This window comes from Shewanella sp. MR-4, assembly GCF_000014685.1.
Classification (GTDB): Bacteria; Pseudomonadota; Gammaproteobacteria; order Enterobacterales; family Shewanellaceae; genus Shewanella.
On sequence record NC_008321.1, the window covers coordinates 267,931 to 292,850 of the forward strand.

A 24,920-nucleotide genomic window follows, 5' to 3' on the forward strand; every position below is an offset into this window, starting at 1 on the left:
GGGTCTTGTTGAAATAGGTTTTAGCACTGTTGTTATTTTTATCCTTTGCCAATCGAGTTGACTGACAAAGCTATTGATTAAGTTGGTGTTCTCTTACGCAACACTTGAGTACTGCGTACAAATGGATATCGCAAGGACAGTGCCAAACTGGCAAGAGTTGTACACTTGTTGAGCTAACAGTATGATGAAAAGCTAATTTTGCAGATCCCAAACAATAGGGGCACTCACGGAAGGAAAGGTGCCCTGTGGTCATTTTGTCATCCAACGACACACCATGGGTGTGCCGAAATGGAACAGCGCTCGGGGAGCATGGCTATGACAGTAAAACCGCATTTTCCAACCACACAGGCATGGTTAGCCGATTCATGGCAACGCAGCTTAGGTGCTGGCTTATCAGAGTTTCGTGCTGGTGAGGATCTCAGACTCACGCGCGCGGAGCTCAAACATAAACATGAGAAATATCAGCAGCTCATCGAATTAGTACAATCCCATGCCTTGCCGCTGTTTAATCAACTGATGGCGCACTCCAATAGTCGATTATTGCTCTCCGATGCCGACGGTTATGTGCTGAAACATTGGGGGGTGAGCCGCTATTCCAGCAAGCTGGCGGATGTGGCGCTCGATATTGGGGTCAACTGGCTCGAAAAGTATAAGGGCACTAATGCAATAGGCACGGCGCTCACGGCCAAACAGGCGGTATCAGTGGTTGGCGAGCAGCATTTTATCCGCCAAAACCGTTTTATGAGTTGCACCGCTTGCCCGATTTTTTCGCCCCAAGGCGAGATGCTCGGAGTGCTCGATATTACCAGTGAGCAGCAGCGGCATTCGCAGCAAACCTTGATGCTAGTGTCGAGTTTGGCGCAGCAGGTCGAAACGGCGCTGCTGTGTCATCTGCCCGGTAGTCATTATCGAATCGATTTCGCGGCGCAGCCGAGTCTATTAAATTCAGGTTGGCAAGGTATAGTCATCGCCAGCAGTGACGGGCGAATTGTGGGCTGTAATCCCATGGCTAAACAACTGCTGAGCCAAGCAAAGTTGGGGGACAGTTTAGAGCAACACCTCGGCGACAATTGGGCGCGAGCGGGGGGCTTTCACCGCGATTCGGCGCTGCATGTGCAGACGCAAGCACTCGCACTGACACAGACGAAAAGTACTAGAACCCTTCAAGACAAACCCTCGAACCAATTGGGGGTCAGGTTTCGCGACCCGCTATTGGAGCGGGCCTGGCAGCAAGCGAATAAGGTGATTACTAAGCAGATCCCCCTACTGGTGCTTGGCGAAACGGGTGTCGGCAAGGAGCAATTTGTGAAAAAGCTCCACGCCCAGAGTGCCCGCCGCGCGCAGCCCTTGGTGGCGGTAAACTGCGCCGCCTTGCCTGCTGAGTTAGTTGAGTCTGAGTTATTTGGTTATCAGGCGGGGGCTTTTACTGGCGCTAATAGAACCGGTTTTATCGGTAAGATCCGCCAAGCCCACGGTGGCTTTTTGTTCCTCGATGAAATTGGTGAGATGCCGCTGGCGGCGCAGAGTCGTTTACTCCGCGTGTTGCAGGAGCGTGAGGTCGTTCCCGTCGGCAGTAATCAAAGTTTTAAGGTCGATATTCAGATCATCGCCGCGACCCATATGGATTTAGAGTCGCTGGTGGCACAGGGATTGTTCCGTCAGGACTTGTTTTATCGCCTAAATGGATTGCAAGTGCGGCTTCCTGCACTGCGTGAACGGCAGGATATTGAGCGCATCATCCATAAATTGCACCGCCGTCACCGCAGTAGCGCGCAAACCTTGTGTACTGAGTTGTTGGCGCAGCTAATGCGTTACGATTGGCCCGGCAACCTAAGGGAGCTGGATAACCTAATGCAGGTGGCGTGTTTGATGGCTGAAGGTGAGGCCGTACTCGAGATAAATCATCTCCCCGATTACCTTGCTCAAAAGCTCATGAATCTGGCGTTTGAGCCCCAAACTTTAACTGAAGTTGTCGACGCCGAAACCACGGCGCATCCGCACGAACTGTCCGAGTCTAGCTCTACGACTATAGACTCGCTCCACGGAACCATAAATCTGAACGTGTTACAGGCTTATCGTGCCTGCGAGGGCAATGTGAGTCAGTGCGCTAAGCGTTTAGGGATCAGCCGTAATGCCTTGTATCGCAAGTTAAAACAGCTAGGGGTTAAGGACTAACGGCAGTTGACTGTTGATGATATAAGCCCCGCTAACGGAGTTAGCGGGGCTTATGTTTTTAGGTCGGTAAACTGATATTGACTTCGAGGCCGTGGGGCTGGCGATTCTCGGCTCTGATTTTTCCTTTATGGGCGCTAATGGCCGCTTCGGTAATGGCGAGTCCTAGGCCCCAGCCACCGCTTTCCCGCTGCCTTGCCGAATCGGGGCGATAGAAGGGTTTGAAAATCGCCTCAAGCTCAGCAGGATCAATCCCCGGACCATCGTCTTTAATTGTGATCTGTACTTGGCCGTTGGTTTGGCTCGCGCGCAGGTGGATATCGCTCTGGGCATAACGAATGGCGTTGCGCAGCAGGTTTTCTATCGCACGGGACAGGGATTTCGGATAATGGCCGAGCTCGATGGCTTCATCGATGTCGATTGTGATCTTTTTGCCCTGTTGATCGGCCTCAAACTCGGCGTCATCTAGCACTTGGCTGAGGGACTCGGCTAATCCGAGGCGAACTTTAGTTTCATTGGTGCTGAGTTTGACCCGCGATAACTCCAGCAGCTCTGCGATCAATTTCTCTAGTTGCTCGGCCTCGTAGGCGATACGGTCGGTTTCAGTGGTCTGTTGGCCTTTCTTGCGGGCCAGTGCCAGTGACAATTGTAGGCGGGTCAGTGGGGTGCGTAGTTCGTGGGAAATGTCCCCCATCAAACGTTGCTGATTCTTCACCATGGCCTCAATCGAGTCCGCCATGCTATTAAACGCGGTGGCGAGTTGGCCGATTTCATCGTTACGTTGAGTGGTCGCCTTATCGACGCGGTTACTGAGGTCGCCTTCGGCGAGGGCATCGGCACTTTTCTTTAGTGAGCTTAATGGCTTACCTAAATGCCATGCGAGAATGGCGCACAGTAATCCCGAGAGCACTATGGCTAGACTTAGGGTGAGCAGCTTATTTTCGATAAAGAAGAAGAACCATGGGCGAGGGTGAATATCCGGCAAGCGACCATAGAGATAATAGGTTTCACCTTCGAGGCTAAATTGGTAGGGGCCAAACACTAGCTCATCTTTAAATTGATGACTAATGGGTTGTTTTTCTTCATCTGTCATCAACATAAAACTGCGAACACCGCGGCTCACTCTGTTGGTGTTAATCACTTGTCCTTGACTGTTGGCCAGATAGAGTCGCAGGGGCTTGCCCTCCATATCCCTGTGCCTTTCCCAGCGGCGCAGGAAATCGGATTTAATGAGGGTCGGATTGTCTTGAATGCGTTGTGCTATAGTCGCGAGCACTTTTTGCATGTGCGGCGGGATAGGTGCGCGGTCGTGATTTTGTTGCAGCAAGGGTAGCAAGCCGACTAAGGCGATAATCAGTGAGCTACAGAGCCAAAATCCGAGCAGTAATTTGATAAATAAGCGATTAGGCACAGTTGTTCCCGCCGTTATGGTAACCAGATATAGCCTTTGCCACGGATAGTTTTCACCCTAGGTCTGCCATCGCTGCGTTCTGGGAGTTTTTTGCGTAGATTCGAGAGGTGCATATCTAGGCTGCGATCGAAGGGCATGAGTTTTTTGCCGAGCACAATTTCATTGAGCTCTTCTTTATTCATCAGCTCACCCGCATGCAGTGCTAGTGTGTGCAGCAAGGTAAACTCAGTCCCTGTGAGGATAATAAGCTGCTCATTACAGTAGGCCTCTTGGCGTGAGGGATCTAAGCGTAAATCGCCAAATTCCTGCGCCGGAGTGGCATGGATTTCTTGGGCGGTTAAGTGTGAGCGGCGAATAATGGCGCGAATGCGGGCGATAAGCTCCCTGTCGTTAAAGGGTTTAGGCAAATAGTCATCGGCACCGATTTCAAGGCCAACCACACGGTCAATTTCATCCCCTCTGGCGGTCAGCATCAGCACAGGGGTTTGTTTGTGTTGACGCAGTGCGCGTAGCACTTCAAAGCCGTTTAACTTAGGCAGCATCACGTCGAGCAAGATCAGATCGTAATCCCCCGCAAGGGCCAGCTCAAGGCCTTGCTTACCATCGTAGGCCAGCGTGAGTTTAAACCCTTCGAGTTCGAGTAATTGTCCGAGAAGTTCTGATAAACCAAGATCATCATCGATTAATAATATCCGACTCATAGTGTTCCTTAATCCGGGTGAACTGGTGCGAAAGTCTCAAAGCTGCGTGCTAAACCGCAGACGCTTTTAGCATTTTGCCTGAGTATACCTCTTTTGATGTCAATTGCTGTGTAGCAATGTAAGCCAAAGTAAAGAATAGAGAATCTGTATGCTCAAGCTATCCTCAATACACGAGTTTCAACATCTTAAAGTTGTTTGGGGATAGTTCTTATCGCAACTTTACACTGATTTACTCAGGTCACGCCCTCACTTACATAGGGTGCTTTAGACTGTGATCGTCGAAAGTGATTCGGCTTTTAAAAGGGTCGTCACTGTATACAACATAAGTTGAACTATTGAGGTTAACATGATGAAAACACTATCTCCTTTAAAAGCAGGTCTATTTGCCATCTTAGCAAGCTCCGCTGTATTTGCGACAACAGTCAGTGCAGAGCCCGGCCAAGGCTGCGATCATCCACGCGGTGAGTTCCATAAACATGGTGACCGTATGGGCCATGACGGTATGCACAGAATGTTCGAAGGTTTAGATTTAACCGATGCACAAAAGGCCGACATTAAGAAACTGTTTGCAGAGCACCGCGCCGCACGCAGCGATGACAGACCGACTAAGGAAGAGCGTTTAGCACACCGTACCGAAATGCATGCGCTGATCACTGCGGCCAACTTCGATGAGGCGCAAGCTAAGGCATTAATGAGTGCCCAGCAGGAAAAACGCCAAGCTCAAGCGATTGAACGGATGAAGATGCAGAATCAGATCTACAACCTGCTCACGCCTGAGCAACAAGCAAAATTTAAAGCGCGATTTGAAGCACAAGCTGGTAAAGAACCTCGCGGTTAAGCTTGTAAGCTGATATACAATAGAGTCATAGCTTCCCGATATAGACCCCTATGACTCAAACTTCCCAATACGATTTTTGGGTCAAACTGGCTAGTCGCGCTTCCGTGGCTACCGCTTTGACCCTTATTATTATCAAGCTATTAGCTTGGTTATATTCAGGCTCGGCCAGTATGCTGGCGTCCTTAACGGACTCCTTTGCCGATGCGCTCGCCTCGATCATCAACTTTATCGCCATTCGTTATGCTATCGTTCCTGCCGACCATGACCACAGATACGGCCACGGTAAGGCCGAGCCGTTAGCGTCGCTGGCACAATCGGCCTTTATCATGGGCTCGGCATTCCTGCTGCTGTTTTATGGCGGAGAACGCTTACTCAATCCTGCTCCCGTTGAATATGCCACCTTAGGTGTGGTGGTGTCTGTCGTTGCGATCGTGCTGACATTGGCGTTAGTGGCGTTACAAAAGCGGGCGCTGGCGGCAACCAAGAGCACTGTGGTTGAAGCCGATTCGTTGCACTACAAGTCGGATTTATTCCTCAATGGCGCCGTGTTACTCGCACTCCTTTTGTCCCAGTATGGCTGGTGGTGGGCCGATGGGGTCTTTGCCGTGCTTATCGCCTGCTACATTGGTCAACAGGCCTTTGATTTAGGTTACCGCTCTATTCAAGCGCTGCTCGACCGTGAGTTAGATGAAGAGACGCGTCAGCAAATTAAGCAAATCGCCAAGCAAGATCCTAGAGTGCAAGGGCTACATGATTTACGCACGCGCCAAGCGGGTAAAACCATCTTTATTCAATTCCATTTAGAGTTAGATGGTAACCTGAGCCTGAACGAAGCCCACAGTATCGCCGATACTACAGGGCTCAGAGTAAAAGCCGCCTTTGAAGATGCCGAGGTGATTATTCACCAAGATCCTGTGCAGGTGGAGCCTAGCCCCGCGAGTTAATCATCGCGGTCAATTGAGTTTGTTATAAAAACCAAAGGAATGGTTATGTCATGGATGCAGCAACAGGTTCATCCCTTAGTCGACAATACTCGGCTTATCTGCCGTTATCATCGATTATCAACCCGCTTAGAGTTGATTGCCGAACATGCCCCCGACGCGAGTGAGGGGCTTGATTCGAAACTTCCTGATCCGCATTTAGTCAATCATCCTACGGGCGTTTGGAGCGAGCTTATCCTGCGCCAATCTTTATATTATTGGCCGAGAACCATTCCATTCAATATTGCACAGCGGGACTATCGACTGCATGTTTGGCCCTTGTTGATGTGGCGCAGTCGGGTGACTTGTGCACAATCTGGAAAAGTCGTAATTGTTGAATGCCTCGATGAACGAAAACGTCGTTCTCTTATTCGTTGGTGTTATTTCCTCCTTATGAATTTATTACGAGTAGTCAGTTAACACTTAGTATTGAATTTGGCTTATTAAACTTAATGCTTAAGTATCTATTCATACATATTTGCTTTATTTAAAGCTGAATACTTCCTGTATAAAACGCATTTAGTCTTTGCAAACTGTAACCCTTATTATTGGTTTGTTGTAATATCCGCAGCGTTTACTACTCAAGTTAACTCATTAGGAAAATATAATGAAAAAACTATCTTTAGTTGCGGTAACTTTATTATCTGCATTAGTAGCCGGCCAAGCTTCAGCGGCAACCGATAATACTGGGTTTTATGTGGGTGGCGCACTAAACCGTGTAACTGTGGACGCTTTTGATGACTCAGAAACTGGCACAGGTTTTGGTGTTTACGGTGGTTACAACTTCAACGAGTGGTTTGGTTTAGAAGCCAATTTTTTTGCAACGGCTGATTTGGGTGACAGTGATGTCGACATCTCCGCTGGTGCATTAACCTTCACTCCTAAGTTTACGCTGCAAATCAATGATATGTTTTCTGCCTATGCCAAAGTAGGTGTTGCATCTATGGCTGTGAATGTTGACGGTTTGGGTTTCGATGAAGACTTTACTGGCTTTGGCTGGACGTACGGCGTTGGTGTTAATGCTGCCGTGACCGAACATTTAAATGTTCGCTTAAGTTACGATATCACCACGGGTGATTTAGACGCCGATCACAGTTATTTAAATATGAAAGATATCGACACAGATATGAAACAATTAGCAATTGGTGTGCATTACCAGTTCTAATGATTTATACCAAGTCTAAATAATAAAAAAGGGATATGAATATCCCTTTTTTATTATTTACTGGATGATTAATCCATAGACAATTCTTTCAATTTTCGCGTTAAGGTATTTCTTCCCCAACCTAAACGTTTTGCCGCTTCTTGTTTATGTCCTTGGGTATGGCGTAATGCGGTTTCGAGCAAAATACGTTCAAAGGCCGGCTGAACTTCAGTTAATAAATCGCTATTTCCCTCAGACAGTTTTTGGTCAATCCACTCTGTGAGTGCCGATTGCCAATCTTGGCTGCCTTTTGCCATAGGATTAATACTGGCGGGCTCTTTAAGTAGCTCTGGGGGTAAATCCTGGGGCAGGATTTCTTGCCCTGAGGCCATTACCGTGAGCCAGCGACAGGTATTCTCGAGTTGTCTCACGTTTCCTGGCCAAGGCAGTTGCGATAGCTTGGCGGCGGTCTCTTTGGTGAGGATTTTTGCCTCGACACCAATCTCCTTAGCGGCGGAGGCTAAAAAGTGGGTCGCGAGTTGGGGAATATCCTCTCGGCGTTGTGACAGCGGCGGCAAGTGGACGCGGATAACATTGAGCCGATGGAATAGGTCTTCCCTAAATCCCCCTTTGAGCACGAGTTGCTCCAGATCTTGGTGAGTAGCGGCAATAATGCGCACATCCACTTGGACGGCGCTATGGCCGCCGACGCGATAAAATTGCCCATCGGCGAGCACCCGCAGTAGGCGGGTTTGCACGTCCAGCGGCATATCGCCTATTTCATCTAAAAACAGGGTGCCGCCATTGGCTTGCTCGAAGCGTCCTTGGCGCACGTTTGCTGCGCCGGTGAAGGCGCCTTTCTCATGGCCAAAGAGTTCAGATTCGATTAAGTCTTTGGGAATTGCCGCCATATTCAAGGCGATAAAGGGCTTATCCTTACGCGGGCTGTGTTTGTGCAATGCGCCTGCAACCAGCTCTTTACCCGTACCCGATTGGCCGTTGATCAGCACGCTGATTGAGGATCGTGATAACCGGCCGATGGCACGAAATACCTCCTGCATGGCGGGCGCTTCACCTATGATTTCGGGCGTTTTGACTTGCGTCTCCTGCGGGGCAGGAGACGGGCTTTGCTCGGTTGCATGGGTTAGGGCGCGCTCGACGAGGGAAATCGCCTCATCAATATCGAAGGGCTTGGGCAAATACTCAAATGCCCCCGCCTGATAGGCGCTGACGGCACTGTCTAAATCCGAATGCGCTGTCATGATGATGACGGGAATATGCGGATAGTGGATTTGCAGCCTTTCTAACAGGGTTAAGCCATCGGTGCCCGGCATACGAATATCTGAGACTATGACTCGTGGCTGGGAAATCTCTAATGCTTGCCAGAGTGATTCGGCCGCGGCAAAGCTGGCGGTGCTGAGTTTCGCGCCTTGGAGCGCCTTTTCGAGCACCCAACGTATCGAACTGTCATCGTCGAGGATCCACACTTGTTCACTCATTCGCATTTTGCTTCCTCATACGGTATGTGTTGGTTTGTCTTGATTATTTGGCACTTAAAATCGGTAACGAAATGATAAATTCGGTATGCCCAGGGCTGGATACACAATCGATTCTGCCCGAGTGTAATCTGGCAATGTTATGGGCAATCGACAGGCCAAGCCCAGACCCCTGCTCACGACTGGTGACCATGGGATAAAACAGCGTGTCCATCAGCTCTGGTGGTATGCCTGGGCCGTTGTCGATAATGGACAGTGTCAGCACGAGCTTATGTCGCTGCGAACCGATAGTGACCTGATGTTGCGTGCGGGTGCGGATCAGGATTTCACCACCTGTGTGTTCAAGAGCTTGTACCGCATTCTGCAAAATATTCAGCACGGCTTGCTGCATTTGGTCGGGATCCATTTCGATATCGGGGATCGATGGGTCGTAGTCACGCTTTAATTGAATATTGGTGGGAAGCGCCATTTCCACCAATTTATAGACCTTTTGCACCACTTGATGAATGTTGTGCAGGCTATGTTGGGTTGGCCGCTGCGGGCCGAGCAGTCTGTCCACTAAGCTGCGCAGGCGGTCGGCCTGTTCGATGATGAGATTGGTAAATTCCTTTTGTGCCGGATCGTCTAACTCCCGCGAGAGCAATTGCGCCGCGCCGCGTAGACCGCCTAAGGGGTTTTTGATCTCATGGGCCAAGTTGCGAACAAGGAATTGTGCCGCCTGTTGCTGAGCATCCTGGCTGAGTTGCTGGTGGATCCGGCGTTGTTGATCGACTTGCCTAAGCTCAAGCAGACTCAGTTGCGCCTCATCCTCGAGCGGGATTAGTGTCAAATCAACGGTATGATGCTGGGCATCTAAGGTCACTAAAGTGGCTGTGTTGACCGTCAGGCCTTGTCCGGCTTTTACAGCATCGCTGAGGATTTGCGCCTCGACACCGAGGGCTTGATAATGCTCCGGTAGGGCTTGTTCCACGAGCCTGTGGCTGCCAACGCCCAATAGCTGCTCTGCTGCGGCGTTGGCATAACAAGGCTTAAGATCCTTATCAATGACAAGTACCGCGGTGACTAAATGATTAAGCAGCGTTTCTTTATCCATCTACCGTTCCTGAAAATAGGGTTGCACCATTATGTTGCACCGATTTGGTGCAGGCTGCAACTCGACTTCATCAAACGGCTAAATTGAGCAAAAACAACCTAATCAATTGTTATTTAATAGTTTAATTGGATTTAGGTTGCTTTTTCGGGACTGGATTCATCGCCGCTTGATGAAGAAATATCTTTCGTGGAGAGCTAGATGCAAAGACTTTGCCGTTTTGAGTCATAGTGTCGACAACAATGGTATGTTCACCTCGGTCGATGTTAGTCAGTTGAAAGATGCCGCCTACTTGAGGCTGACCAACCATTTGGCCGTCGAGTTTTAAGGCCATCAGATACTGACTTTTGATCTCAGGGGTAACAGTCGCAGTAACTTGAAAGTCACCGTTATTGTCCCTGACGGTTTCCTCTTCCATGGGGGAGGTGATGACGACTTGGTACTGAATTTGTTGAATGACTTGCGAGTCATTAGCGTCATTTTTGACCGGGGGAAGGGCAATCTGATTGAGTGTTTTTTCTTTTAACTCAACTACCTCGGCGTTGGGGTGGGGTTCATCTGAGTAATGGACTTTTCCATCCTTATCGACCCATTTGTACACTGTTGCCTGAGCGAGCAGGCTGAGCAGCAATAAGCTGATGAGGGTTAATACACGCATGCGAAAGTCCTTTTACCTTGAAGATGAAGTCCTTCAAGATTAGTCGTTTTTTCATCAAAAATCATGGTGTTTTATTCATTTCACTTGAGGTTTTGTGCCGTATGAATCGCGGGTTTGCTTTATGCCGCTAATGCAATGGCTAGTTCGAGTATGGCTGCAAATCTGTCGTGGGATGAACCAGAGATAAGCGGTAATGTTAAAACATGGAGGAGCTTGCCTCTTTTGGGGGAAAATCAACGCACCGTTATGGTGCGTTGACGACTTGTACTACGATTATAGCGCCAGCGTTAAAATATTACGGCTCATGGCGGGGTCGATATTGCCACGCTCACCTAAGGCAACCATGTCATGTTTCTCAAGTTGGGAGACGACAGCATCGACGGCTTCTTTACCTAAATCATAGGCAGACAAGTGGGTTGCAATGCCCATCGCTTCGAAAAAGGCTTGGGTTTTAGCAATTGCGGCCTCAATCCGTTCATCTTCTGAGCCAGTGTTGATATGCCACACTCTGTCTGCAAATTGCAGTAATTTTTCGCGCTTAGCAGCCTTGGTACAGCGTAATAATGCTGGCAATACAATGGATAAGGTACGGGCGTGGTCAATATCATATAGAGCTGTGAGTTCATGGCCTATCATGTGTGTTGCCCAGTCGTGCGGTACACCCGTCGCGATAGTGCCATTGAGTGCCATGGTCGCGACCCACATCAAGTTAGCGCGGATATCGTAATCTTCTGGCTGTGTGAGTGCCTGTGGCCCTAGTTCAATCAAAATTTGCAGCAAGCCTTCGGCAAATCTGTCCTGTACTGCTGCGTTGACCGGATAGGTGAGGTATTGCTCTGTGATATGTACAAAGGCATCGACTACGCCGTTTGCCACTTGTCTTTCAGGCAGTGTGAAGGTTTTGGTTGGATCGAGAATTGAGAATTGCGGATAAACCAAATCGTTACGGAACGGCAGCTTAGCTTTCAGGGATTTGCGGGTCACGACGCTGGCGTTGTTCATCTCAGAGCCCGTCGCGGGCAAGGTTAATACCGAGCCAAATGGCATGGCTTTGGTCACCTTGGTGCCCCAACTTGTCAGAATATCCCAAGGCTCGCCTTCAAATACCGCAGCCGCAGCAACAAATTTAGTGCCATCAATCACCGAACCACCACCGACGGCGAGCAAAAAGTCGATGTTCAGTTCACGTACTTGCGCAACAGCAAGCATAAGGGTTTCATAGGTTGGGTTAGGCTCGATCCCTTCGAACTCGACCACGAAACGATCTCCAAGCGCATGCTTGACTTCGGCTAATGTGCCAGTGCGTCTGGCACTGCTTCCGCCAAATAACACCATGACTCTGGCATTGCTTGGTACTAAAGCATCGATTTCAGCAATGGTGTTTTTACCAAAATGGATTCGTGTTGGGTTGTAGTAGGCGAAATTGAACATAGTGAGGTTTGTCCTATGGTTAAAAATGAATTTAGTAGACCAGTCGTCTAGTTTGCTTGGCTACTAAAATGATAAATCGAGTAGATTAAGTAAAATTTTATTAATCAATTGGTTGTTAGTCGGTTGCGCATGGAGTCGATAACATTAACGCACAGTTTTGGTCTTTAAAATGGCTTCGGTCGTGACTAGGGCGCGCTCTAAGGCTGCTCGACTGTGGCCAAGTTTATTCATCAGGCTGGCGCCGATCCACATGTGATACAACAATTCTGCCGTTGCTTGAGCATCCTGTTCGCAGATGGAGTTATCCGCAATCCCTGTTTGAATGCAATGAGTTAAGCGTTCAATGATGCCTGCAGAACCTTTTAAAAGTACAAGGCGCATTGCTTCTGAGAGGTCGGCAACCTCGGCACTTAATTTAACGACTAAGCATTTTTGATCGACACAACCATCTTGCTGTACATGCAGCCATCTTTGCCAGTATTGCATTTGGCGCTCAAAGCCGGAGAGTTGTGGGTTGGCAAATAAGCTATCAAGCTCTGCTTGGTATTGCTCAAAATAACCCGTTAACAGCGCCTCGCCGAATTGTTCTTTAGATTTAAAGTAATGGTAAAACGAGCCTTTCGGTACTTGGGCGGCCTTGAGTAGTTGGGCTAACCCTAGGCACGAAAAGCCTTGCTTAACGATCAGTGAGTAACCGACGTCGAGAATATGCTGACGAGTAGATTGGGTTTCTGTTTTCATGGGGAAAGAGCATAAAGCAAATTAGACCAGTCGTCTAGTGGTCTGGTTTGCATCAATCACAGCTAACAATCCATAAAGGGATGCCTAAGTTAGTTAAGCATCCCCTACAAGCGTGTTACAGGTAGCTACAGCAATACTCTGCAATTGCACTGTTACGGATTTTGAAGCTGGCATTGGCCACGAGTTCGAATTGACTGCCTTCACTAAAGGTTTGCCAAGTTGTGCTATCTGGCAGTAATACCTCGAAACTGCCACTGGTGACTTGCATTATTTCACCCTGCGAGGTCGAAAACTCGTATTCTCCAGGGAGGACGACACCTAGGGTTTGCTTGCTGCCATCATTGAAGAATACGCTGCGGCTGGCAACTTTGCCCTCAAAATAAATATTGGCTTTTTTCGCGACCGAGACTTGCTCAATTAACTCCATTATGTGCTCCCAAATAGTAAATGATTTATGAATTTATATTCATTTTGCGTGATTTTCAATTCAATTATTGTAAGGGGAACAAACTTCTGCTGTGGGGATTACTATCGCGTGATGTGAGGGACATTTAAGTGCAAATGATATGTGCTTTTTCATCGTATCACAGCTGTTGATGCGGAACTCTGCTGCGCTTAATTAAATCTATCAGAGTATTTTGTTGGGTAAGGATTCTTCTCCTATAGTTTTAGTGGCAGAGGTTAGCTGTTAACAATGGAATGTATTGTGTGACAAGGAGTGTCTCCATGGGATTTACGCGTAAAATTCAACTCATCAGTTTGCTGATCGTCCTCTTACCGCTGGTGCTTGCGACTGCGATAGTGACCTATCTTGCTAAAAATGAACTCTTTGCAGAGGCTCAGTCACGTTTGGTGGCCGTGCGGGAGATTAAGCAGCGACAGATCAACGGTATGTTTCAAGACTTTTCCGATAACTTACAGTCCGTCAGTGCGGTGATTGCCAGCCGCCGAATCTAGAAATCTTGAGCGATTTAGACTCAACGCTCAAATCCCTCAACAAGCTGCTGGGCTTCTATGACCTGTTTATCATTTCCGACGACGGAACGGTTTTTTACACTGTGGCAAAAGAGCCAGACTATGGCACTAACCTGCGTACTGGCCCCTATCAAACCTCTGGGCTTGCACAACTTTTCGATAAGGCGCTCGCGACATCGGACACTGTGTTTTTACAGGATTTCTCCTCCTACGCGCCATCGAATGGGCAGGCGGCTGCCTTTATTGGGCAAGGGATCCAAGTCAATGGACGGCATATTGTCGTGGCGGCACAAGTGTTGATAGAACGGATTAATAGGGTGATGCAGATCCGCGAAGGGATGGGGGATTCGGGGGAAACCTATCTCATCGGCCCCGATAATCGAATGCGTTCTGACTCTTTCCTCGATCCTAAAAACCGAACTGTGTCAGCCTCTTTTGCGGGCACTATCGCACAAAATGGGGTGGATACTCTGGCAGTAAAAGCGGCATTGGCAGGGCAAGAGGGGGTTATACAGATATATGATTATAATCATAATTTGGTGCTGTCGGCTTACTCTCCTGTTGTCGAGATGGGACTCAAATGGGGCTTAATGGCCGAGATTGATGTGAGTGAAATTGCCGCGCCTGCCTACCATATGATGTATATCGGGCTGATGGTGTGTGCCTTGTCTGTGGTGCTGGCTATCGTGGCTGCAAAACTTGTGACCAGCTTTGTACTTAAGCCTTTGGGCGGTGAGCCTGAGGATATGTGTCATTTGACTAGCCTTATCGCTTCCGGGGACTTAACCCATAGTCTCTCCCACGGCCATGCCGATAATCATTTAATGAGCTGGCTCGCGAGGATGCAGACTAAATTAAAGGAAATTATTAGCCAATTGGTGGGCATGGGTCATGAATTGGAATCTGCAGCAGAACAAAATTCTGCGGCTATGTGTCAGGCCGATTGCAGCATTCAATTGCAAGCGAAAGAGACAGACATGTTAGCCACGGCCGTAGAGGAAATGAGTTATGCCGCCGCCGAAATCAGTACCAATACTCTGAAATCCTCCGACGAGGTGGCCTCTTGTACTCAATCGAGTGGCATTCTTTCACAAAATCTTGCGAGTACCCGCCAAAGCTTACAGGTGACACTAGCAAGTTTTGCCGCCATTCATCAGCAGGTCGGAAATCTTGAGGCTGATAGCCAGAAAATCGGCAGTGTGTTGGATGTGATTAATGCGATTGCCGAGCAAACCAATCTGTTAGCCCTCAATGCGGCGATTGAAGCTGCCCGAGCAGGCGAGCATGGGCGTGGATTTGCGGTGGTGGCCGATGAAGTGCGGCAACTTGCGGTGAAGGTACAAGAGGCGACGCAGGATATTGGAAAGGTATTGCAGGGGATCCAGCAGCAATCGGGTGTGCTGGCGCAGCATAGCGTGACTTGTTCGTCTGAGGCATCTAAAACGGCTGAGGATGCCGAAGGCATGCAAGCGGCGGTGGATGATATTGCTATGCGGCTCGAAACACTCAAAGCCTTAATGATCCAAACGGCAACGGCCGCAGAGGAACAAACCACTGTGTCGGCGACGATTGCCCAAGGCATTGCAGGGCTCAGCGCGGCGGCGGAGGAAAATAGCGCGGCCATTAGCCAAGTGGCCGCGAGCACCCGCAGCCTGTTAGGGCTAGCAAACCAACTTGGTTTAACAACGGCTCAGTTTAAGGTCTAGGACGCAGTGCCAAGCATAAGTAAGCAATGCCGAGCATTCGCCGTTCTTGCAACTGGGTGACTATTATTGCTGCGCCGTTTGTTATGCATCCGCCAGAAGGGATTATCTGGCGGATTTTTTCTTTAGGGCGACGATTAATCTTGAAAAACTAACGCTTACGCCAGATCGTCATCTCTGAAATCGAATGCTGGAATTTACGCTTGGTTTCGCGGATAACGAAGGGGATTTCTTTCACCGCGACCAGTTCAAATTGGCCTATCAAGGTTTCGGTTAACCCATCTAAAGTAGTGAAGTTCTCCCCTTTGACTTTAATCCCCCCAAGCCATTTATCCTTTGGCGTGTAGTCTTCGAGCCAAGTATAGGGCGAGGCGATAACCAGATATCCTCCTTGATTGATGCGTTGTCCAATACTGGTGAGGAAATGTTGAGGGTCGTTCAATCTGTCGATGAGATTTGAGGCATAGACCAAATCGTATCCTGTGTAGATTGGCTTGAGATTACAGGCATCCCCTTGGATAAAATTGACTTTTTTGGCTTCGCCAAGGTATCCCAGTTTAGCAAGGCTGACACTCTTGAATTCCTGTAAGTCTCCCTCGGTGCGAATGGTGTAGCGTTTTTCGCCTTGTTCGGTCAGGGCGTAAGCCTGCTGGATAAAGCGCGCCGAAAAGTCGATGCCATCCACGCGGTCGAACACTTTGGCTAACTCAAAACTAGCGCGTCCGACTGAGCAACCTATATCTAAGGCTTTGGTGGTGTGCTCAAGTTGGATCTCGTTGAGTGCTTGTTGCACCCCATTAACACAAAAATTAGGCACACCAAAGTACTCGGCGCCATAGTGAAATTCTAAATACTGGGAAATCAGTTCATCGGTTTCGTACACATTCACCTCGGCCATTTGTTCTGGATTTTGCAACGACTCGACGTAACGAAATCCTGCATGCTGGTAAAAGTGGCGCCTAAAGGCATAACGTGAAGCCGCAATGGCTTCATTGCCGGTTGAGATCCACGAGCCGCCCTTAATCAGATTGTGCTTGCCATCGAAGGTCGGCGTCGAAAAATCATCGTAGAGCGGATGTACGGCAAAACCATTAAAACCGTCGATAGCGGTTTCAGTCCATTGCCAGACATTGCCGACAATGTCATAAAAATCATTGTGTTTAAAGCGGTTCACCGGGCAGGAAGAGGCGTAATAAGCTAGCGAGATATTGCCTGGAACTTCATGCCAATCGGGGGCGTCGCTCGGTACATTTTCCCGCAAGATATACCACTCGGCTTCGGTGAGCAGGCGAATATTGCTCTGGCTTTGGCGCGCCTTCCAATTACAAAAGGCCTTAGCTTCGAGTTGATTGACTTCGACGGGCCAATTGAGCGGCAAGGGGATTTCGCTGGCGAGGTTACGTTGCCACCATTTATCATCGCGGCGGCGCCAAAAACGTGGCATTTGGGCTTGGGTATATGCCAGCCAAGCTTGTCCTTCCTCATTCCAATAGTCTTGAGTTTGATAGCCTCCCCCTTCGACAAAGGCTAGGTATTCTTGATTGCTCACTAAGTACTTTGAGGCTTTAAAGTCGGCGACTTTAAAACTCTTGTTACCGTATTCGTTATCCCAGCCATAGGTGTTGTCTTGCTCTTTTTTACCTAAGGTGATTTTTTTTCCCGCCACGGCAAGTAGTTGATTGGGTTCGGCGTTGCCAACATCCTGACATTCTGGCCACTGTGCATTGGTACACACATCCTCTAATGGAAGCTGGCGAATAATGGCGGAAGAGGTCTCTAAGTGAATGCGCTCGTGTTCTATGCCCATCAAGATGACCCAAGCGGGACTGTCTTGGCTGATCGGCAGAGTGATTGGCATGGTATCAATCAGTTGATTGACGACCTGTTTGACTTGCTCCCGATAAGTCTTTACCTCTGCGACACTTGGCCATTGATAGTGGGTTTCGTCGAGGTCATCCCAAGACATTTCGTCCACACCGATGGCAAACATAGATTCAAAGTGATCATTCACTCGTTCATCGAGATACTTACCCAGCTTGAGTTTATTGATATAGAAAGTGGCGGTATGGCCAAAGTAAAAAATCAGCGGATGGCGCAGTGGTTCGGCTTTGACGTAATAAGCCTCGTCAAGCTTTATCAGCTCGAATAAGGATTCGTAGAGTGCCCATGTTTGGTTGAAGTATTGCTTAAGCTCTTGACGTTTCAGCGCCTCATTCTCACCCGTAAGTTTGGGTGTTTGCAAAACTGGCATATTCGATTTCTCCATAGGGCAAGCAGATGCCATCAAGGTGGCTATGGGTTATCAGGCTCAATACGTGGCATGGGTTTATTGGATCACTCTATCAACAAAATGTGGCAGTTATTGAGCTGTTTTTTTCAAGCTAACAGAAAGTAAGCATGGCTCCAATCACTAACTCGAAGTAGAGCATATGACCGTAAAGATTTCATTTTTATTGCAGCTATGTGGGTTAGCGCTTGGGAGAAATTGTCTGCTGAAGGTTAAAATTATTTTATCCCTGACCAGTATTTTATCTGCCAAGGTTAAGGCAGAATGTTCTCGTCCGTAAAATTATTATGCAGGATATAACGGGATGGCAATGAACGCATTATGGATACCCGCTTGGTATGAGCTTGATCCGTCGATCGTTGTGGGCGTGACTGAAGAGTTTGTATTTCATAAACCCGCTACCAATGAGGCACTGAGATTTTACAGCGGAGCAAAAAAAACTGACGCAGTGAAAGCGACAGGCGCAATTTCAAGCATTCATCACAAAGTCTTGGGGGATATTGAGAGTGTGGATGCGCAGGGGCTTGATTATACAATTGTTCTAAAAGATGGTCGTCGTTTGTTGGTCAATGCGGAGGAGGATCCTGGGCTGATTTACGAGTGGGTTGATGACAGTTGGCAACCATCTGAGATGGTGATCCAAGATTGGCAACTGGATGTAAAGTTTACCTCGCTTTCTCCCTTTAAGGCGGTCGACTAACCGCACTCTTATTTTTCTGAGCAGTCAGGCTCATAAGACTGAACCGACTGCTCCTCAAATAACGCTTTTAGTAACTGATATTCATGCTGAATCTTCGCGACATAGGCGTCATGAAACTCTAACTCGTTAAACTCTTCTACACATTGTCGATAACGGCGTAATTGCTCTTGTCCATCAATATCCTGATGCAACCAATCCATTAGCATAGGCATTCCTTGCGTCTTTCATCCTTGAACAACCAGTTTAACCTTTTTCTAATCTAGTGTGGGATGGCATTTGATGACACTTTTATTAATAAATGTCTAAAAATCACGCATTTAAGAGTATTTTTATTATTTATCAGTATATTGCGTGGTTTTATTTAACGTTTAAGGTGCTGGGTGGGTTGTCTCGCTGAATTCAAATATGGATAAAGTCTTACAGCAAAAACTGCTATTGGCTGCCGTGATGGGGTTCAACACCTTGAATAGCTGCGATTGTGTCACCTGAGGTTTTGGTCTAGATTGATGGCTCTTTTAACCGAGTCATCGCCGAGAGTTAGCGCGGTCTGTTCTTTTATTATGGAGTCCTGTCATGGCAAATATTTTGCTGGTGGCCAATCTTAACTGTGACCGAGTGTTGATCCTTGATAAACCATTGAAAACGGGCGGTCGCTTTCATTATCAAGATGGCGGACAAAGGCTCGGCGGTGGCGGCGCTAATACCGGGCTTGGGCTGGTGTGGGCGGGCCATAGGGTTGCACTCGTGAGCCAAGTCGGGCGGGATGAAATGGGCGATTGGGTTATTGCTGAGGCGAGTACTCAGGGACTCGATTGTCGTTTAGTGCAGCGCCGCGCGGGAAATACCTGTGAAATGTTACTGGTGATGACACCCGACGGTGAGCGCACCATCATTCGTCCGCAGCGTCCGGTTTTTGAATTAGCAGTGCCGCCCAAATGGCAACATTGGGATGCGCTGTATTTTAATACCTCGGCTGAGGGCACGGTTAGTTGGGCGAAAACCGCGCTGGATCATTGTCTTGTCGTGGCGCAACTGGCGAAGGATGACAGACCTCGTCCTTGCCACGTGTTGCTTGCGTCAGTGAGTGATATGCAAGGCCGCTGTGATGTCGCCTCATGGGATTATGGCGTGAGTATCGGTGGTGAATCGCTACGCTATTTTGTGGTGACTGATGGTGTACGCGGCGCTAAGGTTTATACCCAAAATGATGTTCAGCATGTGCCCGCAGTGCCAGCTGAAGTGGTTGATACCACAGGTGCTGGAGATGCCTATGCCGCAGGGCTTATCCATGGACTCTGCGCGGGTAAAACCATTACCGAAGCCATGGCCGAAGGCGCGATTTGGGCAGCATTTGCCGTGGCCACCGACAGCTCTATCCCCGGTGAAGCATTGAAACACTATTTAGAAGGTTAGAATGGCTGATGAGCCTCAATGTGACGTGCAAGGTAAGTCATCTTTCTGTCATTTAGGCTTGCTAGAGTGTGTTCAGTGACGAATAGCTCTTGTCCCTTAACGTTTTCTTGTGCTTTTCTCCCATTTTGTTGGTTCGCATGTTTGCCCCGTTTCCCCAACGGGGCATTTTTTTAGCTCGAATAATGTTATTCCGTTACCGAACGTTCATTTTGTGGAAATATTGTGCGGTCGGCGAGGGATTGCGTTAACATTCAGGCAACGCATCTCGTTGAAATAAAATAATAAGCCTATCGTTGCTGGAGTTGGAAATGGGCAATCACGTTTGGAATGATAAAAAGAAGTTTATTTGGTTGTTGTCAGTGCTGTTGCTGGTGGCCTTTTTAGTCACCAGTGGGATCAGTTACAAAGTCGCCCATGACTCCTTGAGCCAGCAGATTGAGAGCAATACGTTACCCTTAACCAGCGACAATATTTATTCTGAAATTCAGCAGGATCTGCTTCGCCCTATCTTTATCTCCTCGCTTATGGCACAGGATACCTTTGTGCGTGATTGGATGCTAAACCATGAAGAGGAGCCTGAAAAACTGATCCGTTATCTCAAAGAAATCCAAGATAAATACGATACAGTCACCAGCTTTTTTGTCTCGGAGCAGAGCCGTAATTATTACCACTCATCGGGAGTGCTCAAGCAGATCCAAGATGTCGACCCAAACGATGCCTGGTATTTCCGCGTTCGCTCTTTGCCCGAATCAGAACATTACGAAATAAATATCGATGCCGATACCGCGGATCGGACCAAAACAACCGTATTTGTTAACTACAAAGTTTTCGATTTTGACGGTAAGTTTATTGGCGTCACTGGTGTTGGCCTTGCGGTTGAAAAGGTTAAGGCACTGATCGAACTCTATCAGAAACGTTACAATCGCCGGGTATTTTTCACCGATAGGCAGGGTAATGTCACCCTCCATGGCGATGAGTATGACGGTGCTGATTCATTACAGACTAGCGCCGGACTCGAGCAGCTTGCCACGCGGATTCTGACTAGCCCGAGCGCGGCCTTTAGCTATCAGCGAAACGGTAAAACTGCCTATCTAAACAGCCGCTTAGTACCCGAGTTCAAGTGGTATCTTATCGTTGAGCAGGAAGATGCGCCGCAGGAGCAAGAACTGCTGAATACCTTTTGGAGTAACTTAGGTTTAAGTTTGCTGGTAACGATTGGGATTTTGCTGATTTCAAACATGACCTTAGGCCGTTATCAGCGCAAGCTTGAGATCATGGCCTCAACCGACAAACTGACCGGCGCCGCGAATCGCCAAGTATTTGAAGAATATTTCCATCAGGCATTAGACAAAGCAAAACTATCGCGGACACCCATTTCAATTCTGCTTATTGATATAGACCACTTTAAAAAAGTGAATGATAGCTATGGCCATAGCGTCGGTGACTTAGTGCTCAAAACCGTCACCAACCTACTGCGTAGTCAATTAAAAGAGCAGGACATACTTTGCCGTTGGGGCGGTGAGGAATTTATCGTGTTATTGCCAGAGATGGATCTTAGCCATGCTGCTGAATTAGCGAAGCATTTCCGAGATTTAATTTTCCAGCGCGAGTTAAAAGTGAATGGCGTGCACATAGCAATAACAGTGAGTATTGGGGTAGCCGAATACCAAAAACTCGAGCCTGCTGAAGATTTGATCAAGCGAGCGGATCTCGCCCTGTATCAGGCGAAAGAATCGGGGCGTAATCAGGTGGTTCTCAATCAGTAATCTGCTGTTAGTCTGGCCGAGTCTGCAAAGGCAAAGTCTTGAATCAAGAGCAAAATCTTGAGTTATAGATAGGCTACGGATAGCGATGAAGTAGGAGTAATAAATGTCGACCTTGTTGGTAAATAGATTATCGGGTTTGTATTTAGGGGCGGTTCTACGAGAGATTGACGGTGTTTCTACTGGTATCGACGGTAAAAAATCGGCGCAGCAGTTGCGAGTGTATGTCGATCATGTCGAAGGCGATGCGCAAGCCGATCCTAAGCACCATGGCGGACTCGACCGAGTGCTGCATCATTTCCCTCGCGAGCATTATGGTCAGTACCGCCGCTGGGATTTAATCACCCAACTCGAAGATGCGCCGAGCATGGGTGAAAACATCAGCACTGTTGGTTTGAATGAAACCGAGGTCAATATCGGCGATATCCTGCAAATCGGCGCTGTGACAGTGCAGGTGACTCAGCCGCGCTCACCTTGCTTTAAATTGAACCTGCAATTTGGCCATAGAGACTTTGCCCTTGCCATGCAGCAGAGTCAGCTATGCGGTTGGTTTTACAGAGTATTAACCCCAGGTGTGATTCAGCTAAACGACAGGATAGAATTAGTCGAGCGTAAAACCGATATCAGTGTCGCCGAGGCCATGGCGTTGTACTTCTCACCCGAATACGATGCCAAAGCCTATGATAGACTCGCCTCCTGTGAAGGGTTGGCACAAAGCTGGGTGAATAGCCTGCAGCGGCGCTTAGCGACACAGCAAGTCGAAGATTGGCAGATGCGCTTGTATGGGCCAAAAGGTAAATAAACTTTATTTTTCAAACGATAATACAGGGAAAGTGTAATGATTGAGTCAGTGACTAAGAGTGAAAGAGATTTTGGCTTACTTGTGTATGCCTCCAGTTTAATCGGTTATTTAGTGCCATTAGGCTCAATTCTCGGACCACTGATTATGTGGTTGATGAAACGTGAAGAGTCGGCTTTTGTCGACCAATGCGGCCGTAGTTGCTTGAACTTTAAATTAAGCCTGTTGATCTATGTGATTATCAGCGGGCTGTTAGCCTTTGTGGGCATTGGGTTTATCTTCTTGATCATCCTCGGTATTCTCGACTTAGTTTGCACTATCCTTGGGATCATTAAGGCGAGCGAAGGGCAAGTGTATCGTTATCCGCTGACGATTAAGTTCCTTTCCGATAACTAATTGCTTTTAAAGCGATTCAATAAAAACGCCTTAGGGAGAGACTCGCTAAGGCGTTGTTGTTTGGATTCAACCCATCTTTGGCTTACACCTTAAATTTCGCCACTAAGGTGTCTAAGCGGTGGGCGAGTTGGTTTAGCGCTAAGCTCGCCTGTGCCGCAGCCTGTGCCGTGCTGGCGGTGCGCTGGGTGATCTCGTTAATTTCGGTCACGTTGCGGTTGATATCTTCTACCACGGTCGATTGCTCTTCCGTCGCTGCAGCCACCTGAATGTTCATATCGCTGATCAGGCCAATACGGTCACTAATGCCTACCAGAGATTGGCTGGCCTCATCGACGGCGGCCACCCCTTCGTGGGAGCGCGCACGGCTTTGGGCCATGGCATTCACCGCTCGGCTGGCCTCGGATTGCAACTTGTCGATCATACCTTGGACTTCGTTGGTCGATGCGGCGGTGCGCGATGCTAGATTACGGACTTCATCGGCTACCACGGCAAAGCCTCGTCCCGCCTCACCAGCACGTGCAGCTTCAATCGCGGCGTTTAGGGCTAACAGGTTGGTTTGCTCCGAAATCGCGCGGATCACATCGAGAATGCCGCCGATAGACTTGGTATGAGTCGCGAGGGATTCAATTACTTCGCCGACTTGTTCCACATCGTGGGAGAGTTGATTGATGGTATCCCGAGCACGGGTCACCACCACTTGGCCGCTATTGGATTCGGTATCGGCATCTTTTGCCGCAACAGCAGCTTGGGCGGCGTTGCTGGCGATTTCATTTACCGTGGCACCCATCTCATTAATGGCAGTCACGACCATCATAGTGCGATCTTTTTGCTCATGGCTGTCTTCAAGGGTTTGCTGCGCCTGATTAGACACATCCTTCGCCGAGAAGCCGAGCTGTTCACTGGTCTGTGCAACCTCAATCACTGAGTCTTGGATTTTGCTGATAAAGCTATTAAACCCTTGTGCCAGCTGGGCAATTTCATCTTCACCTTTAACGGGGAGGCGCTGGCGTAAATCGCCTTCACCTTCGCCAATATCACGGAACATTGCCGCGACTTGTGCGATAGGGCGGCTTACAGAACCTGCCACCACAATCGCCAGCATGATAAAGCCCGCGGCAATGATTAAGGTCCAAATTAAGATCTGGTAGGCGGCATCCGTTAGCAGGGCGAACACTTCGGCTTCAGGCACTTGTGCCACGAGATACCAATCCATGGAGGGAATATAGCTGCTGGCTACGAAGGTGTTTTCACCTTGGATTTGGGTATCGATCAAGTTGAAGTCATTACGATTGAGTAATGAACTGATATTGGCGCCTGAGTACAAGCTCTTGAGGCTGCTCTTGCCAATTTGGCTGGCGTCGGGATGCAGTTTTATCTCGCCTTTGGCATCGACTAAGTAAACAAAGCCGGTTTCTTCAATCTTAAAGGAGCCCAATAGGCGCACCATATCATCGAGGGATTTGGCGAGGCCAACGAGTCCGCGGCCATTAGGTTGCTGATAGTTGATAAAGAGTTTTACCTCGCCATTGGCTTCGGTAAAGACGTTAAGCATCCGCTCTTGGCCGCTGTCGCGATAACCAAAAAACCAACTATCCTGCGCTGGGGTGAGTACGCGTAAAAAACCATCCTGAGTGTAGTAGGCTGCGGTTTGTCTATCGGCGTAGGAGGCTTGGGCCAAATGATATTGGCGGGTGATGTCCTTCAGCTGGGCAACGACTTGCGGTTCTTGCTCCTGTGGACGACCGTTTTCAAGCCATTGCAGTAACATACGGCTGCTGGCGAGTTGTTCGGCGGCATTCATTAAGCTCGAAATATCCAGCTCAATCTTGTTGCGGATCTGCATCATTAGGCTGGGCATTTCCGACCCGAGCATACGCTGCTGTACCACGCTTTTTGCACTACGCTGACTGAGGACGCCCACGAGTACGGTCGACAGCAGCACAGCAAATGTCACTGTCAGCAGAATTTTCTGCTTAATAGTTAGGTTATTCAATATCATAAATATCAATATGCCTGTGTTAGACGTTTAGAAATATCGGTCGACGTTTTCTAGCCAATAACAAGTATCGGACAGAAATGTTAAAAGTTAACCTTTGTTTAGGTCGAATGCCGAATAAAACAGCGTACAAGACATTTATTGGGCCTAACCTGTTGCTCTTGCGGTAGATCTTGTTATGTAGAGTATAGATGGAAATGAGTTGCTGATTTGAAGCATGTGATTT

The 24,920-nt window shown here is 48.4% G+C and carries 21 protein-coding genes and 1 pseudogene; 11 read left to right on the forward strand and 11 right to left on the reverse strand.

The window, feature by feature from the left end; all coding sequences use genetic code 11:
• Nucleotides 1–315: 315 nt before the first annotated feature.
• Nucleotides 316–2,175 carry a sigma-54-dependent Fis family transcriptional regulator gene (locus tag SHEWMR4_RS01345; protein WP_011621058.1) on the forward strand — a complete coding sequence of 620 codons (1,860 nt, stop codon included), beginning with the start codon at nucleotides 316–318 and terminating at the stop codon, nucleotides 2,173–2,175.
• Between the two features lie 58 nt (nucleotides 2,176–2,233).
• Here SHEWMR4_RS01345 and SHEWMR4_RS01350 read toward each other — a convergent pair whose 3' ends face one another.
• The gene (locus tag SHEWMR4_RS01350; protein WP_011621059.1) at nucleotides 2,234–3,583 is read right to left on the reverse strand and encodes an ATP-binding protein; all 1,350 of its coding nucleotides are present in this window, start codon (nucleotides 3,581–3,583) and stop codon (nucleotides 2,234–2,236) included.
• Between the two features lie 14 nt (nucleotides 3,584–3,597).
• Entirely contained in the window at nucleotides 3,598–4,284 is a 687-nt protein-coding gene (locus SHEWMR4_RS01355) for a response regulator (protein WP_011621060.1), read from the reverse strand.
• A 349-nt stretch (nucleotides 4,285–4,633) separates the two neighbouring features.
• On the opposite strand from SHEWMR4_RS01355, the gene SHEWMR4_RS01360 reads away from it, so the two are divergent.
• The 4 genes from SHEWMR4_RS01360 to SHEWMR4_RS01375 all read left to right on the forward strand — a co-directional run bounded on the left by SHEWMR4_RS01360 (nucleotide 4,634) and on the right by SHEWMR4_RS01375 (nucleotide 7,267).
• Nucleotides 4,634–5,122: a Spy/CpxP family protein refolding chaperone gene (locus tag SHEWMR4_RS01360; protein ID WP_198134661.1), complete on the forward strand. Its 489-nt coding sequence runs from the start codon at nucleotides 4,634–4,636 to the stop codon at nucleotides 5,120–5,122.
• Between the two features lie 50 nt (nucleotides 5,123–5,172).
• Nucleotides 5,173–6,066: a cation diffusion facilitator family transporter gene (locus tag SHEWMR4_RS01365; RefSeq protein WP_011621062.1), complete on the forward strand. Its 894-nt coding sequence runs from the start codon at nucleotides 5,173–5,175 to the stop codon at nucleotides 6,064–6,066.
• Between the two features lie 45 nt (nucleotides 6,067–6,111).
• Nucleotides 6,112–6,522 (forward strand): hypothetical protein, encoded by a 411-nt coding sequence (locus SHEWMR4_RS01370; RefSeq protein WP_011621063.1) that lies wholly within the window; start codon nucleotides 6,112–6,114, stop codon nucleotides 6,520–6,522.
• A 187-nt stretch (nucleotides 6,523–6,709) separates the two neighbouring features.
• Nucleotides 6,710–7,267 carry a porin family protein gene (locus tag SHEWMR4_RS01375; protein WP_011621064.1) on the forward strand — a complete coding sequence of 186 codons (558 nt, stop codon included), beginning with the start codon at nucleotides 6,710–6,712 and terminating at the stop codon, nucleotides 7,265–7,267.
• 68 nt (nucleotides 7,268–7,335) lie between these two features.
• Here SHEWMR4_RS01375 and glnG read toward each other — a convergent pair whose 3' ends face one another.
• From glnG to SHEWMR4_RS01405, 6 genes are all read right to left on the reverse strand, one after another.
• Nucleotides 7,336–8,751 carry a nitrogen regulation protein NR(I) gene (gene glnG / locus SHEWMR4_RS01380; protein WP_011621065.1) on the reverse strand — a complete coding sequence of 472 codons (1,416 nt, stop codon included), beginning with the start codon at nucleotides 8,749–8,751 and terminating at the stop codon, nucleotides 7,336–7,338.
• A gap of 37 nt (nucleotides 8,752–8,788) precedes the next feature.
• On the reverse strand, nucleotides 8,789–9,835 hold the full coding sequence (gene glnL, locus SHEWMR4_RS01385) for a nitrogen regulation protein NR(II) (protein WP_011621066.1): 1,047 nt from the start codon (nucleotides 9,833–9,835) through the stop codon (nucleotides 8,789–8,791).
• A gap of 121 nt (nucleotides 9,836–9,956) precedes the next feature.
• On the reverse strand, nucleotides 9,957–10,490 hold the full coding sequence (locus SHEWMR4_RS01390) for a DUF4124 domain-containing protein (protein ID WP_011621067.1): 534 nt from the start codon (nucleotides 10,488–10,490) through the stop codon (nucleotides 9,957–9,959).
• A 273-nt stretch (nucleotides 10,491–10,763) separates the two neighbouring features.
• Nucleotides 10,764–11,921: an iron-containing alcohol dehydrogenase gene (locus tag SHEWMR4_RS01395; protein WP_011621068.1), complete on the reverse strand. Its 1,158-nt coding sequence runs from the start codon at nucleotides 11,919–11,921 to the stop codon at nucleotides 10,764–10,766.
• A gap of 144 nt (nucleotides 11,922–12,065) precedes the next feature.
• Nucleotides 12,066–12,662: a TetR/AcrR family transcriptional regulator gene (locus SHEWMR4_RS01400; RefSeq protein WP_011621069.1), complete on the reverse strand. Its 597-nt coding sequence runs from the start codon at nucleotides 12,660–12,662 to the stop codon at nucleotides 12,066–12,068.
• 115 nt (nucleotides 12,663–12,777) lie between these two features.
• Complete coding sequence (locus SHEWMR4_RS01405; RefSeq protein ID WP_011621070.1) at nucleotides 12,778–13,089, reverse strand: pyrimidine/purine nucleoside phosphorylase; 312 nt, start codon at nucleotides 13,087–13,089, stop codon at nucleotides 12,778–12,780.
• A 299-nt stretch (nucleotides 13,090–13,388) separates the two neighbouring features.
• On the opposite strand from SHEWMR4_RS01405, the pseudogene SHEWMR4_RS01410 reads away from it, so the two are divergent.
• Nucleotides 13,389–15,343: pseudogene (locus SHEWMR4_RS01410) on the forward strand (methyl-accepting chemotaxis protein).
• Nucleotides 15,344–15,491: 148 nt separating this feature from the next.
• Here SHEWMR4_RS01410 and ovoA read toward each other — a convergent pair.
• Nucleotides 15,492–17,591 carry a 5-histidylcysteine sulfoxide synthase gene (gene ovoA / locus SHEWMR4_RS01415; protein WP_011621071.1) on the reverse strand — a complete coding sequence of 700 codons (2,100 nt, stop codon included), beginning with the start codon at nucleotides 17,589–17,591 and terminating at the stop codon, nucleotides 15,492–15,494.
• 340 nt (nucleotides 17,592–17,931) lie between these two features.
• Here ovoA and SHEWMR4_RS01420 point away from each other — a divergent pair, with 340 nt between their 5' ends.
• Nucleotides 17,932–18,327, forward strand: coding sequence for a hypothetical protein (locus tag SHEWMR4_RS01420; protein ID WP_041408665.1), 396 nt, complete (start codon nucleotides 17,932–17,934; stop codon nucleotides 18,325–18,327).
• Nucleotides 18,328–18,335: 8 nt separating this feature from the next.
• Here SHEWMR4_RS01420 and SHEWMR4_RS01425 read toward each other — a convergent pair whose 3' ends face one another.
• Nucleotides 18,336–18,527, reverse strand: coding sequence for a hypothetical protein (locus SHEWMR4_RS01425; RefSeq protein WP_227499221.1), 192 nt, complete (start codon nucleotides 18,525–18,527; stop codon nucleotides 18,336–18,338).
• A gap of 373 nt (nucleotides 18,528–18,900) precedes the next feature.
• Here SHEWMR4_RS01425 and SHEWMR4_RS01430 point away from each other — a divergent pair, with 373 nt between their 5' ends.
• From SHEWMR4_RS01430 to SHEWMR4_RS01445, 4 genes are all read left to right on the forward strand, one after another.
• Nucleotides 18,901–19,740, forward strand: a complete 840-nt coding sequence (locus SHEWMR4_RS01430; RefSeq protein WP_011621074.1) for a PfkB family carbohydrate kinase — start codon at nucleotides 18,901–18,903, stop codon at nucleotides 19,738–19,740.
• A 308-nt stretch (nucleotides 19,741–20,048) separates the two neighbouring features.
• Entirely contained in the window at nucleotides 20,049–21,506 is a 1,458-nt protein-coding gene (locus SHEWMR4_RS01435; RefSeq protein WP_011621075.1) for a sensor domain-containing diguanylate cyclase, read from the forward strand.
• Nucleotides 21,507–21,609: 103 nt separating this feature from the next.
• Nucleotides 21,610–22,305 (forward strand): MOSC domain-containing protein, encoded by a 696-nt coding sequence (locus tag SHEWMR4_RS01440; protein ID WP_011621076.1) that lies wholly within the window; start codon nucleotides 21,610–21,612, stop codon nucleotides 22,303–22,305.
• 36 nt (nucleotides 22,306–22,341) lie between these two features.
• Complete coding sequence (locus SHEWMR4_RS01445) at nucleotides 22,342–22,698, forward strand: DUF4870 domain-containing protein (RefSeq protein WP_011621077.1); 357 nt, start codon at nucleotides 22,342–22,344, stop codon at nucleotides 22,696–22,698.
• Between the two features lie 82 nt (nucleotides 22,699–22,780).
• Here SHEWMR4_RS01445 and SHEWMR4_RS01450 read toward each other — a convergent pair whose 3' ends face one another.
• Nucleotides 22,781–24,697 (reverse strand): methyl-accepting chemotaxis protein, encoded by a 1,917-nt coding sequence (locus SHEWMR4_RS01450; RefSeq protein WP_011621078.1) that lies wholly within the window; start codon nucleotides 24,695–24,697, stop codon nucleotides 22,781–22,783.
• Nucleotides 24,698–24,920 lie beyond the last annotated feature (223 nt).